12 protein-coding genes are annotated in these 13736 nt (G+C 57.5%); 8 read left to right on the forward strand and 4 right to left on the reverse strand.

The window, feature by feature from the left end; all coding sequences use genetic code 11:
- Position 1: 1 nt before the first annotated feature.
- Complete coding sequence (locus tag IEW52_RS05980; protein WP_188629159.1) at positions 2–1189, reverse strand: aromatic ring-hydroxylating oxygenase subunit alpha; 1188 nt, start codon at positions 1187–1189, stop codon at positions 2–4.
- A 321-nt stretch (positions 1190–1510) separates the two neighbouring features.
- Here IEW52_RS05980 and IEW52_RS05985 point away from each other — a divergent pair, with 321 nt between their 5' ends.
- The gene (locus IEW52_RS05985) at positions 1511–3250 is read left to right on the forward strand and encodes a BCCT family transporter (protein ID WP_188629160.1); all 1740 of its coding nucleotides are present in this window, start codon (positions 1511–1513) and stop codon (positions 3248–3250) included.
- A 109-nt stretch (positions 3251–3359) separates the two neighbouring features.
- Here the strand turns inward: IEW52_RS05985 and IEW52_RS05990 are convergent, their stop codons facing one another.
- From IEW52_RS05990 to IEW52_RS06000, 3 genes are all read right to left on the reverse strand, one after another.
- Positions 3360–4298 carry a LysR substrate-binding domain-containing protein gene (locus IEW52_RS05990; RefSeq protein ID WP_188629161.1) on the reverse strand — a complete coding sequence of 313 codons (939 nt, stop codon included), beginning with the start codon at positions 4296–4298 and terminating at the stop codon, positions 3360–3362.
- A gap of 220 nt (positions 4299–4518) precedes the next feature.
- Positions 4519–5865: a dimethylsulfonioproprionate lyase DddP gene (gene dddP, locus IEW52_RS05995; RefSeq protein WP_229667811.1), complete on the reverse strand. Its 1347-nt coding sequence runs from the start codon at positions 5863–5865 to the stop codon at positions 4519–4521.
- Positions 5866–6138: 273 nt separating this feature from the next.
- On the reverse strand, positions 6139–7068 hold the full coding sequence (locus IEW52_RS06000) for a LysR substrate-binding domain-containing protein (protein WP_188629162.1): 930 nt from the start codon (positions 7066–7068) through the stop codon (positions 6139–6141).
- 164 nt (positions 7069–7232) lie between these two features.
- Here IEW52_RS06000 and IEW52_RS06005 point away from each other — a divergent pair, with 164 nt between their 5' ends.
- From IEW52_RS06005 to IEW52_RS06035, 7 genes are all read left to right on the forward strand, one after another.
- On the forward strand, positions 7233–7790 hold the full coding sequence (locus tag IEW52_RS06005; RefSeq protein ID WP_188629163.1) for a TRAP transporter small permease: 558 nt from the start codon (positions 7233–7235) through the stop codon (positions 7788–7790).
- Complete coding sequence (locus IEW52_RS06010) at positions 7783–9081, forward strand: TRAP transporter large permease (protein ID WP_188629164.1); 1299 nt, start codon at positions 7783–7785, stop codon at positions 9079–9081. Before IEW52_RS06005 ends, IEW52_RS06010 begins: the two co-directional genes overlap by 8 nt.
- Positions 9082–9098: 17 nt before the next feature.
- Positions 9099–10100: a TRAP transporter substrate-binding protein DctP gene (gene dctP / locus IEW52_RS06015; RefSeq protein ID WP_188629165.1), complete on the forward strand. Its 1002-nt coding sequence runs from the start codon at positions 9099–9101 to the stop codon at positions 10098–10100.
- Between the two features lie 190 nt (positions 10101–10290).
- On the forward strand, positions 10291–11421 hold the full coding sequence (locus tag IEW52_RS06020) for an NAD(P)/FAD-dependent oxidoreductase (protein WP_229667812.1): 1131 nt from the start codon (positions 10291–10293) through the stop codon (positions 11419–11421).
- Positions 11399–11731, forward strand: coding sequence for a (2Fe-2S)-binding protein (locus IEW52_RS06025; protein ID WP_229667813.1), 333 nt, complete (start codon positions 11399–11401; stop codon positions 11729–11731). Before IEW52_RS06020 ends, IEW52_RS06025 begins: the two co-directional genes overlap by 23 nt.
- Positions 11718–13112 carry an FAD/NAD(P)-dependent oxidoreductase gene (locus tag IEW52_RS06030; protein ID WP_188629167.1) on the forward strand — a complete coding sequence of 465 codons (1395 nt, stop codon included), beginning with the start codon at positions 11718–11720 and terminating at the stop codon, positions 13110–13112. Before IEW52_RS06025 ends, IEW52_RS06030 begins: the two co-directional genes overlap by 14 nt.
- A 75-nt stretch (positions 13113–13187) precedes the next feature.
- Positions 13188–13544, forward strand: a complete 357-nt coding sequence (locus IEW52_RS06035; protein ID WP_188629168.1) for a RidA family protein — start codon at positions 13188–13190, stop codon at positions 13542–13544.
- Positions 13545–13736: the final 192 nt, after the last annotated feature.

Here is a 13736-nt window from a genome sequence, read left to right on the forward strand (position 1 = left end):
ATTAAGCCTCCAGCGCTGTTTTGGTTTGGGTAGCCAGCCACTTCTGGAAGAAGTGGGTCGGCAGGTCCATTTCTGGGGAGAAGACGCCGCCACCAAAACCGGGAGAGTGACGGCCTTTCTGCATACCTTCCACGGCACCGATATCTTCGCTGAATACCACCCGCCAGGACTCCAGAGTCGCGGTGCGGCAGGCCGCATATTCATCCTTCAGCGCCTCGTCACCCACATAGTAGAGACGCAGGTTTTCTATGGTTTTTTCCGCATGAATGGGGTCGATCATCATGGCGAAAGCATGATCTGCCTGAATACCCAGAAGCACGTTGGGGAACAGGGAAATATATTCCGCATGGCGGAGCTTGTCGCTCGGCCAGCTTGGAAACTTGGGTAAATGCGTACCGGCGGTATCCGACAGGTTGTAGGCGGTGCTACCCTGACCGGAAAAGCGATCTTCGAGCATGATGTTGTAATGGTCTTCCAGCTTGGAATAGGAGTTCAGACTGGGATGTACCCAAGGCAGATGGTAGGCTTCGCAGTAGTTTTCCACGGTCAGCTTCCAGTTGCTCGCCACTTCAATTTCCAGATGGCCGCCCATGTTGACCCGACGTAACAGGCCCAGGCCGTCTTCACCCAGAAAGCCCTTCCAGCGCTTTTCCAGCGGAGCGATATGCTCTTCGAAAGAGGCTGCATCGCCAGACAGGTTGACGAATACCATATCCATCCAGATGGCAGAGCGCAGCGCTTTGAGACCGTGTTTTTCGCACTTGAAGCGGTCGTCCTTATGTTTGGCGATGCCCCCTATATGCGGGGTGCCCTTGAGATTGCCGTTCAAATCATAAGTCCAGGAATGATAGGGACAGCGGATCATGCCCTGCACTTCGCCAGCTTCGTGTACCAGCTGCATGCCACGGTGGCTGCAGACGTTATGAAAAACCTGCACCTCACCTTCTTTGTTACGCATCATCAGCAGCGGTAGATCCATGAAGTTGACCGGCTGAACATAACCGTTCTTGACCAGGTCGGACGCAAAACCGATACAGGCCCAGGTTTTGCCGATCACCTGATCCCGCTCGAAGGCGAAGTATTCCTGGCTGGTATAGCAGGCGTTAGGCATACCACTGGCTTCGACGATTGGGTTTAATACGTTTTCAACCTGCTTAACGGGAATGATGGTCTGATTGACATTGCTCATTAGTGATTCTCCCACTGTGACGCAGTGCTCCCTGCGCTGATGTTAACAAAGGACACTTCAAGTGCCGATGGGGTGGATTCTGATTAACAACACTGCTACAAACAAACGACTTTTTAGCTGGGTATGGATGAGCTTTTGTCATCCATTCAGATACGCCTCATATGTAGCCAATCGCTTATATAAACAATCCTTTGGCTTTGTGCATGAGCTGTGTTCACTCATGAGTGAGAAAAAATCAGTTGAGTGTCTTACCTGCTATCTCTAATCTCTCGCCATTAACAACTCATTAACTATTTAGCGTGTTACGCAGAGGGAGAAGTTATGCGTGCTACATCAGGGATACTGAAAGGGCTGAATCCGACCGTGACCATAGCATCCAAGATACTGGTCATCGGTTTTGTACTGTTTTGCGCCATCATGGCCAATCAGGCGGGTCAGTACTTTGAAACCGTTTCCGGCATCTTGCTGCAGAATATGAAGTGGTTCTATTTGCTGGTGGTCAGCTTGGTTACCGGCCTGCTGCTGTACCTGATGGTCAGCCGTTTCGGCCATATTCGTCTTGGCAAGGACGATGAAAAGCCTGAGTTCAGTTACCTGTCATGGATTTCCATGTTGTTCTCGGGAAGCATGGGCATCGGCCTAGTGTTCTGGTCGGTCGCCGAGCCGATGTGGCACTATGCAGACAATCCTTTTTCCCAGGGGCTAAGTAACGAATCAGCGCGAACCTCCATGTGGCTGACTTTTTTTCACTGGGGTCTGCATCCCTGGTCCATCTTCCTGATTGTGGCTCTGGCCCTGGCCTATTTCTCCTATCGTAAAGGACTGCCGCTGACCCTGCGCTCCATTTTGTATCCGCTGATTGGCAATCGTATCTATGGCCCCATCGGCCATGCAGTGGACATTCTCACCGTGGCAATTACCGCCTTTGGTATCTCCCAGACTCTGGGCATGGGCGTCATTCAGATTAATACCGGCCTGAATCTGGTCTTCGGCACCAGCGTCAGTCTCGGCGTGCAATTGCTGATCATAATGGTGCTGTGTACCTGTGCGGTGGCCTCGGTGTTGTCCGGTGTTGGCAAAGGCATACGCCGACTGTCGGAATGGAACATGCTGTTGTCATTACTGATGGTACTGATCGTGCTCTACATAGGCCCGACCCGCTATATTCTGCATTCCTTTCTGGAGGGCATCGGGGACTACAGCAGTCAAGTCGTCGGCATGAGCTTTTGGAGTGATACCCAGCAGGATTCCGGCTGGCAGAACTGGTGGACCGCCTACTACTGGCCATGGTGGATGACCTGGGCGCCTTTCGTCGGCATGTTTGTGGCTCGTATTTCCAAGGGACGCACCATTCGCGAACTGATTGGCGGCGCGTTAATCGTGCCCACCCTGATCACCTTTTTGTGGATGGCGGTATTCGGCGGTTCGGCCTTGAAGATCGAGCAGGAAGCCCGCGTCGCCTACGAGCAACAGACGGTACAACTGGCCGAAGCAGGTGAACCGGCACAGGCTCCTTTTGCCGGTGGCCCTATTCTGGGAGCCACCAAGCAGGACACCACACTGGCATTGTTTACCCTGTTTGATGAGCTGGATGGAGGTGTTATGGGCAAGCTGCTGAGTGTCTTGGCCTGCCTGTTACTGGGCACTTACTTTATCACCTCGGCCGACTCCGGCACTCTGATCCTCTCCACCTTGGATTCACTGGGTAATCCGGAACCTCCCAGACCGATACGGGTACTGTGGGGCTTCATGATAGCCGCCATTGCCGGGGTACTGCTCTACGCCGGTGGCCTAAAAGCGATGCAAACGGCTTCCATTATCGCCGGCTTCCCCATTTCCATCTTTATTCTGGTGATGGGCATGACATTACTGCACAGCATTCGCCGGGAGCCCAAGCCTTGGGCCATGGTACCGGATAATGTACGACCAGAGCCGTCAAAGCTGGATGGTTCCGTCAGCCCCTTGGTCAAGGTCGAGGAAGGGGTCGAAAAAGTGACCGACGAAGCCTCCGACACCAAGCCGGCAACAGACTGGAATGCAGCTTCTCTTGTCGGCAAGTAGCAAGAGTCGAAGATAAAATTGCACCTGAATGCAAACCGGCATCTAATGATGCCGGTTTTTTATGGATAAAATTAGGATGTTACGGAATAAGTAACGAAACGAGGAGTTATCAAGCGCCTTGTTCGTGTAATCCCTTTTCGCCAACCTGACCCGGCAACTGTTCCAGCAACCATTTACGAAACAGCTTGACGCTACTTGGCACCACACCGCGACTCAAGGGTTCGAGCATGCAAAAACTGGCCGGTGTACGTAATACCATATCCACCGGCCGTACCAGCGCCCCCGTTTCCAGATATTCATCCACAAGAGAACCCCAGGCCAGGGCGACGCCCTGTCCGTTAATAGCCGCCTGCACCAGCATAGGGTAGTTATTGATATTGATGCGGTTGCGGGGCGTCACGGGCGGCAGACCCACTTGATCAAACCACTCCTGCCAGCTGAGCCAGTCTCGCTGAGATTCGTCAAGATACAACAGCGTCTTGCCAAATAGGGCTTCCGGCGAATCCCAGTCTTGACACCGTTCCAGGTAAGCCGGGCTGCAAACCGGAAACACCTCCTCTGGAAACAGGGTGGTCACTTTCATTTCGGCCGGAGGAAAACGACAATAAAAGAGTGCGATATCACAATCGAGCCTGCGATAGTCCGTAACCTGATCGGAGGCGAGAATACGTAGATCTATTTCCTCATGCTGCCGCTGAAATTCCGCCACCTTGGGCAACAGCCAGAGCGCCGCCATCGCATTAGTGGTCGCCACTGTGATCTGCTGCTCTCCCTGCCATTTCTTGATTTCGCCAGTCGCCTGAGCCACATCCAGCAAAGCCCGGTAAATAGTCTGATAATACTGCAGGCCTGTTGGGGTCAAAGAAATGTTGCGATTGGCCCGCACAAACAAATCCTTGCCGAGATACTCCTCCAACTGGCGGATCTGACGACTGATGGCACCCTGGGTGACACTAAGCTCATTGGCTGCTAGCGTGAAGCTGAGATGGCGGGCCGCCGCCTCGAACACAATAAGACTGTTCATCGGCGGCAGTGGCTTGATTTTCATGGTCGCTCCTGACGTTTTCCGGACGCTATGGCCCTGTTCCTTTTGCGGCGCACTCTATCATTATTACCCCGGGCAGCCAGCGTGATAAGAAGGTGAGTAAGCAGTAACATGATCGGGCGCACCTTCGACGAAAATATCGATACAATGCTCCCGCGGACGGCGGGAGCGAAAGGTGCTTCAGTCGGTGCTGGTGCGTTCAGGCAATACTGCCCAGCGCGTCTCAGTCATCCAGTAAAGCCGCTTCAAACGGGTAAGAGGTCAGATTTTCAACCCCGGTTTCGGTAATCAGCACCTGATCTTCCAGCTTCACGCCTTCCCGGCCACCCACCGCCCCCACATAGGCTTCCACGCACAACGTCATACCCGGCTCCAACACACCATCATAACCATGACCTTCGAGATCCTCAGGATAACGGATGCAAGGGTATTCATCACACAACCCAACTCCGTGCATCATGACTCCGTATCGCTGAGCTCGATACTGCTCGGGCAGCAGTAAGCCCGCTTCGGTCACCTCTCTGAAACTCATGCCCGGTTTCAATATGCCCATATTGTGCAGAATGTGATCATAAGCAACTCGATACAGCGTTTTCTGTTCCTCCGAGGGGGTTTGCTCGCCAATCAGCCAGGTACGTGAAATATCGGCACACATGCCATACGGTCCGATCAAATCGCTATCGAAGGCCAGCAGCTCACCTGCCTGCACGATTCTGGGACCACACTCCTGGAACCAGGGATTGGTCCGCGGACCGGAAGACAGAATTCGGCATTCGATCCATTCGCCACCACGGCGAATATTTTCCGCATGCAAGATAGACCAAATGTCGTTTTCGGTCACACCGGGCACCGAGGCCTGCTGCATCAGCTTCATGGCGATTTCGGTGGACGCGATGGAACAGCGCATGGCATTGATTTCATCTTCGTTTTTAACAGCCCGGGCCAGCTCCATGACCTCCTGACCATCGGAGATCTCGATGCCAAGACGTTGCAACTGAGTGAAGCCCGCCATTTCAATCTTGTCGACAGCCAACCTGCTATTACTGCCGGCGTGTTCCTGCAGTACCGATTGTATTTCGGCGGCAAAGTTAGCCGCATGCTCCTCAGTTCTATTGCCGGTCTCGAAATAGAAAAAAGCGGCCCCACCCCGCACTTCTTTTACCAATGGCAAATGTGCCGATAAATGCTCACAGTTATGGAAATCCCACAAAATCACATGCCCGGACGCCGACACAAAGCAGGCCCTGGCATGATTGTGCGTAATCCACAGCTGCATGTTGGTGGTATCGGTCGCGTAGCGAATATTCAGCGGATCGAACAACAGCACCCCGGCCAGATCCCGCTTTTGCAACTCGCCGACGATACGCTGCAACCGATACTCGCGCATGCGAGACAAGGTAGGCGGCGTCAGACCCAACGCGCCCCATTCTTCAAACGCAAGGCCGGTGGGGCCTATCTCGACACGATCGTTATCATTCAGGGAGCCGTCGGCCTTGAAATGTCCCCGGCGACGATCGGGATCTATTTTTCTGTTTGATGAGGCCATCGATAAAACGCGAGCACTGTCCATTGTTTACTCCTGCTTGTGATAACCGATAGCGATACTGGCATGCGGATGCACAGTTCGCCCTTCCTGTAAAAACAGGCATGTTAATAAAATGTCACAAACGGCAAAGAGGAAACAGCGAATAAAAATCAGGCTCGCATGAGCTGCGTGCATAGGAAGTGAGTGAAAACACGGCGCGTCACCTAGTATTCGAACTCCAACCACACCAAAGCCAGCCCTTGCGGCTGGCTAACCAGATAAATTATGAAATTACTGGTACCAATCCCAATCAGAAGGTCAACTCTTCAAACGCAGCAGACCATCGGCACGCTTCACCAGTAACGCCAGTTCCTGCTTCAGCAGCTGACTGAATTCTTCGGTCGCCCGGGAACGCGCCCTGTGGGCCGGATACAACAAGTGATAAGAAAACGACACCCAGGGCTCAAAGGGGCGAAACACCAGGTTGGCAGACGAAAAATGCAGCGCGGTGATCGGATCGATCAGCGCCACCCCGGACCCCGCATCCACAAAGGAACAGGCCACGTGCGACAACTGGGTATCGAACACTAGCTGTCGACTGACCCGTGCCTGTTCAAACACTTCATCCACCTTGTAACGCACGCTCTGCTCCGGCCCAAGAGAAATAAAGGGCTGATCCCGTAAATCCTCCGGCACTATCGTCTTCTTTTCTACCAGCGGATGATTCGCCGGCAGAGCACAGACCAGGGCCGCTTCTCCCAGCACCTCCACCGCCAGCGCCGGATCGGCCACATTGATGGCACCAATACCCACATCGAAATGCTGGGTCGCAATCCAGTCGGCCACCTGCTGGGAGCTACGCACCTGCAGCGTCAGGTTCACCCCCTGATGATGCTGGCTGAACTGCTGCATTACCCGGGGTAAAAAGCCCAGCGCAATGGCCGGCATAGCCGCCACCTTGAGGCTGCCACGCTGAAAATCGCGCAACTCTTCCGCCATAGTCGCCAGCCGGTCAATACCGACGAAAGATCGCTCAACCTCTTCAAACAGCAACAGGGCTTCGGGGGTTGGCGCCAGCCGCTTGTGATGGCGATCGAACAATTTAACTTTTACCGCCACCTCGAAGTCGTTGAGCAACCGGCTCACCGCCGGTTGCGAAATATAGAGCAGACCCGCCGCACCCGTAGTGGTGCCGGCAATCATTACCGCCCGAAAGGCTTCTACCTGTCGATAACTTAACTTGGCCATGAGCTCGCTCCCTGAATACAGTCACGGCAACAAGATAACATTATGTTATACAAAGGCCACTAAAAACGATTTGTTGTTATAATTTTGTAAATGCAAAATGAATATCAGGCAGCAACTGATGAGAAACATCGATTTCTGCAGGTGAACCGCACAAGGACAAGAATATGGAAACGGTATTCAAATACACACTGACATTGCTGATTACCACGGTAGCCGGTTTTCAGGCCGTACAGGTAATTTCGCGCTACGTGTTTGAAACGCCCATGATGGGGCTGGAAGAAATGGCGCTGATCCCCACCATGTGGCTCTACATACTGGGGGCGGTCAATGCCTCCCGCGAAGACACCCAGATCCGCGCCAATGTGCTGGAAGTCTTCCTCAAGACCGACCGAGCCCGGCACTGGCTGGCGGTGATCTCCGAAACCATCAGCCTTGCCATCTCCGGCTGGCTGACCTGGTGGGCCTGGGACTACTTCAAATATGCCAAGCGGGTCTGGAAAGAAAGCCCGACCCTCTACATTCCCACCATCATCTATGAAGCCGCGCTGTTTCTGGGGCTGGTAGTGATGACCCTTTATGGGGGTTGGCACCTGCTCAAACACCTGCGCACGCTGATGGCCGGCGGCGAGGCCCACCGAGTCGATACCATCCCCGAACCGGCCGAGGTGACCGAGTTCAAGCTGCTCACGGAAGAACAGAAAGGAGAGAAGTTCCATGGTTGAAATTGCGATTCTGGCCTTTGCCGTGCTGGTGATTCTGCTCACCATCGGCGTGCCGTTACCCTACTGCTTCGGCGCGGGTCTCATGGTGATGAGCCTGGTGGGAGACGCCACCATGAAAGGCACCATGCTGTGGGGCTTTAATCAGCTGTCCACTCCGGTGCTGCTGGCGGTGCCCCTGTTCGTATTTGCCGGTACCCTGATGAGTGTCAGCGGCATCGCCGGTAGTCTGCTCAAGTTCGTCAACCTCTTCGTCGGTCGCATTCGCGGTGGTCTAGGCGTGGTGGCGTCGGTCAGCTGCGCCATTATCGGCGCCATTTCCGGCAGCGGCCTCACCGGCATCGCCGCCATCGGCCCCCTGCTGATCCCGGAAATGGAACGCCAGGGCTACCCCCGCGCCTACGCCACCGCGCTGATTGCCAACTCGTCCATTCTGGGCCTGCTGATCCCGCCCAGCGTCACCATGATCGTCTACGGCTGGGTCACCGAAACCTCGATTCTGGCCAGCTTCCTCGCCACCCTGGGGCCGGGCCTGCTGATCATGTTCAACTTCGCCCTGGTCAATCTGGTGATGGCACGCAAGTTCCCGCTGGTACTGGATGATCCCAAGCCGTTCAACGAAGCCATTCGTGAAGGTGCCGCCCGCACCGTACACGCTCTGCCGGCGCTGCTGATGCCGGTCATCATACTGGGCGGCATCTACGGCGGCATCATGACCCCAACCGAGGCGGCGGCCATCGCCGTTATCTATGCCATTCCAGTGGGCTTCATGATCTACAAGGGGCTGACCTGGCGCAGCTTTATCGAGTCCGGCAAAGAGTCTGCCACCGCAGTAGGTGCCATCCTGATCATGGTGCTGTTCAGCCTGATGCTCAGCCAGATCTACGTGATGGAAGACATTCCCCAGGCGCTGGTGGATGCCATCTTCGACATCACCACCGACAAGGTGCTGCTGCTGATCATGGTCAACCTGTTCCTGTTCCTGATTGGCATGGTGGTCAACGACGTCACCGCCATCATACTGACGGCGCCTCTGTTGTTGCCGCTAATGTCGGCCCTGGGGGTCACCCCCATCCAGTTTGCCGCCATCATGGGCGTCAACACCGCCATGGGTGGCGTGACTCCGCCCTATGCCAGCATCCTCTACATGGGCGCACGCATCGGCAAGGTGCCGTTCACCCAATTGATCAAACCGGCCATGATACTGCTGCTGTTCGGCTACCTGCCGGTAGTGGTGCTGGTCTCGGTATGGCCGGATCTGTCTGAATATATTCCAGCCATGTTTGGCTACTGACCCTCAAGGAGAACACCATGAAGAAACGGATTGAATATACCACCCTGGCCAAGAGCCTGCTGTTATCGCTGGCCCTGACCGGCACCGCCGTCGAGGCCGCCACCCTCAAGATTTCCCATGTGCGGCCCCAGGGTACTTCCATCGACAAAGACGTGCGCCAGCTGTCCGACGAGTTGAAGGCCGCCACCGACGGTGATCTCAAGCTCAAGGTCTATCCGGCCAACGCCCTCGGCGACTATACGGTGGTACAGGAGCGGGTCAGCCTGGGCGCCATCGACATGGCAGTGCAACCGCCTTCCGCCGGTGCCGACAAACGCTTTCAGGTCATCTACATGCCCTACATGGTGAAGAACTGGACCGATGCCCAGGCCGCCTACACCTCAGGTTCACCACTGCGCAACACCATTGATGACCTGTATCAGGCACAGGACATCAAGGTGCTGGCCGCCTGGCCGGTGTACTTCGGCGGCATCGCCCTCAACCGGGACGTGGATCAGGTCGTCGACCCGAGCCACGACAAGGGCGTGAAACTGCGAGTACCGCCGATGAAGTCGTTCCAGCTGCTGGCCGACAACACCGGCTTTATCGGCTCGCCTCTGCCCTTCTCCGAAGCCTTTACCGCGGTGCAGACCGGGGTAGTAGACGGCGTCATGGGCTCGGGTGCCGAAGGCTACTACGCCTCCTTCCGCGACGTCACCAAGTCCTATGTGCCGCTTAACACCCACTTCGAAGTGTGGTTCCTGCAGATCAATGCCGAACGCTATGCGGATCTGGATGACGCCGAGCGCGCCGCCCTGGATCAGGCCGCCCAGGCCTTTGAACAGCGTCGCTGGGAATCCGCCCAGGCCGATCAGGCCGCCTACGAGCAGCGTCTGGCCGATGCCGGGGCCACCATCGTTGAGGTGACCGACGCCGACATCGACGCATATGCCGATGTGGCCCGTGAGCAAATCTGGCCCGAGATCATGAAAGATATCGGCAACGACTGGGCCGAGCAGGTTCTGGCGCAATTCAAGTAAATCCGCTTCAACTTCTTCAACTGCACTTTCTCGCAGCAAGACAGGAGTCAGGAGCCGATAAGCAGACCCTCTACGCCAGGGATGGCGTAGCGGAGCCCCCAGGGATGGGTTTATGGCGAGTCTGCATTCGGTCCTGACTGCTGTAACCAATTCGGGAAAGGTTATTTACTCCATTTTGCCAAAGGAGAACATGATGTCGGTTCGCAACCATGCCAGCCGCAACGAGACCGATGTGGCCATCATCGGCGGCGGTCTGGTGGGCATGTCCCTGGCCTACGGCCTGTTGCGCCAGGGCAAAAGGGTTACCGTCTTCGACGAAGGCGATCAGGCGCTGCGGGCCTCTCGCGGCAACTTCGGTCTGGTCTGGATACAGGGCAAGGGCGACACCTGCCCCGAGTATGCCCGGCTGTCCCGGCTGTCGGCCAGGCTCTGGCCGGAGCTTGCCGCCAACCTGCAACAGGATACCGGCATAGATATCGAGCTGCAGCAACGCGGCGGCCTCTATGTCTGCCTCGACCAGCAAAGCCTGCAGCAGCGGGCCGACATGCTGGCCAAGATGCAGCAGGACGCCGATGGCGACTACCCGTTCGAGGTGCTGAACGCCGAACAGGCGCGGGCAAAAGAACCGGCGCTGGGGCCCGATATCGCCGGTGCCACCTGGTCACCGATGGACGGCCACCTGAACCCGCTGCTGTTGTTCCGGGCCCTGCATCAGGCCTTTGAACTGCATGGTGGAAACCTGGTCAACGGCCAGCCGGTGCAGCAGATCCAGCCCCGGCAACAGGGCGGTTTCGACATCATACTGGATGGTCACCGCCTGCAGGCCGGCAAGGTAATACTGGCCGCCGGGCTCGGCAACAAGGCGCTGGCGCCGCAACTGGGCCTGTATGCGCCGGTTGAGCCCAACCGGGGGCAGGTGCTGATCACCGAGCGACTCAAGCCCTTTATCAGCTACCCCACCGGCCATGTGCGCCAGACCGGCGAAGGCACTGTGCAGCTGGGAGACTCCAAGGAAGACGTGGGCCTGGATACCGGCACCACCGCCGAGGAGCTCGGCAAGATTGCCGCCCGCGCCATCCGCATGTATCCGGTGCTGGAAAAAGTACGATTGATCCGCTCCTGGGGCGCCCTGCGGGTTATGACCCCGGACGGTTACCCCATCTATCAACAGTCGGCCCAATACCCCGGCGCCTTTGTGGTGACCTGCCACAGCGGCGTCACCCTGGGTGCCGTACATGCCGGCCCTCTGGTCGACTGGCTACTGGGCAAAGACACAAACATTTCCCTGGAGGCGTTCAGTGCAGACCGATTCCCCCTTTAACCGCCTGGCCACCGCCCCCGCCGGAACCGTCACCATAGAGATCGACGGCCAGCCCTTCACCGCCCGCGAGGGCGACTCGGTGGCAGCCGCGCTGCTGGCCGCCGGTGCCGTGCCGTCGCGCACCACGCCGGTGTCTGCCAGCCCTCGCGCCCCCTACTGCATGATGGGGGTCTGTTTCGAATGCCTGGTGGAAGTCGATGGCCAGGCCAACGTGCAGGGTTGCATGGTGCAGGTAACCGACGGCATGAAAATTCGCCGCCAGTCGGGTGCTCGAGAGCTGACAGAGGGAGATTTCCATGAAGCAATATGACCTGGTGATCGTCGGTGCCGGACCGGCGGGCATGGCGGCGGCCACCGCCGCCGCCGAGCAGGGCCTGACCATCGCCGTGCTGGACGAACAGGCCGCTCCCGGTGGCCAGATATACCGCGCCATCTCGGCGCCCGCGCCACAGGATGAAAAGATACTGGGGCCGGACTATTACCATGGCCGCCAACTGCTGGCGCCGTTCAACCAGGCCGGGGTGGACTACATACCGTCCGCCACCGTGTGGGAGATTACCCGCGAACGGGAGGTCCGGCTGTCGGCCCAGGGCCAGGCCCGCACCCTGCAGGCGGGTAAAATACTGCTGGCCACCGGCGCCCAGGAGCGCCCTGTGCCTTTTCCCGGCTGGCAGTTGCCCGGCGTGATGAGCTGTGGTGCCGCCCAGATCATGCTCAAGACCAGTGGTCTGATGCCACCGGCACCGCTGGTGCTGGCCGGCAGCGGCCCGCTGTTGCTGTTGATAGCGCTGCAACTGCACCGGGCCGGGGTAGAGATTGCCGCCGTGCTCGACACCACTCCCAAAGACAACTACCTCAAGGCCGGCCGTCATGTTGGTGGTGCCCTGCGCGGCTGGAGAATGCTGCTCAAGGGGCTCGACTACCTGGCCCGACTCAAAAGCTCAGGCGTCCCCTGCCTGAGCCGGGTGAGCGAACTGAAGGCCGAAGCCGGTGACCATGGCAAGCTGGCCCGGGTGCGCTTTACCCACAAGGGCAAAAAGCAGACGCTGAACGCCACCAGCCTGCTGGTGCACCAGGGCGTGGTGCCCAATGTGCAACTGAGCCGGGCCATCGGTATCGACCACCAGTGGGACGAACAACAGCTATGCTGGCGTCCGCACACCGATTCATGGGGTGAGACCAACATTCCGGGCATCTTTGTCGCAGGTGACGGTGCCGGCATCGGGGGTGCCGTGGCCGCCGAACAGGCCGGTCGGCTGGCCGTCTGGCAAATTTCTCATCAACTGGGCAGACAGAGCCCGAGTGATCGGGATCGGCTGGCTGCGCCGGTACGCCGGGCCCTGCACCCGATACTGGCGATCCGCCCCTTCCTCGATGTGCTCTACCAGCCCGCCGGAGAGTTTCTCACGCCGGCCGACGAAACGCTGGTGTGCCGCTGCGAAGAAGTCACCGCCGGTGACATTCGCCGCTTTGCCCGGCAGGGCTGCACCGGCCCCAACCAGACCAAGGCTTTCAGCCGAGTCGGCATGGGCCCCTGCCAGGGCCGCATGTGCGGCCTGACGGTGGCGCAGATTATCGCCGATACCCGCCAGACCACCCCGGCCGAAGTGGGCTATTACCGTATTCGCTCGCCCATCAAGCCGCTGACCCTGCAAGAGCTGGCCAGCCTGGGCGATAACGACTCGAAATAGGCGCAACTGAAGACTACCCAACACAACAACGGCCGTCGTATCCGATGCGACGGCTGCAACCTTTCAGGAGACAGCATGACCCTAGTACGCCATCACACCAGCGAGCGAATGAGCCGCACCGTCATTCACAACAACACCGTCTACCTCTGCGGCCAGGTGGCCGAAGATCGCAGCCAGGGCATCGCCGAGCAGACCCGTACCATGCTCGCCAAGGTCGACGCCCTGCTGGCCGAGGTCGGAAGCAGCAACCAGCACCTGCTGAGCGCCACCATCTATGTGAAAGACATGAGCCTGTTCGCAGAAATGAATCAGATATGGGATTCTTGGGTGCCCGCGGGTCACGCTCCGGCCCGCGCCTGTGTGGAAGCCGCCATGGCCAGCCCTGAACTGTTGGTGGAAATATCAGTGATCGCGGCCATTCCCCAAGCCTGACCCCAGTTTCTAGAAACACCAAAGCCAGCCCTTGCGGCTGGCTTTTTATGCTCTGCATTGGGCTTGTGGCCTTTGCTCCCAGCCTGACATTTGCTTCAAATGCGGCCTTTGTGGTGCTTACCGATGGGTAAACCGGTTTGCAACAGGTACCGAGGGTATCGGTCTGTTTGTCTCCAGAAGATGAAACTATAG

The organism is Oceanisphaera marina, from assembly GCF_014643915.1.
Lineage (GTDB): Bacteria > Pseudomonadota > Gammaproteobacteria > Enterobacterales > Aeromonadaceae > Oceanimonas > Oceanimonas marina.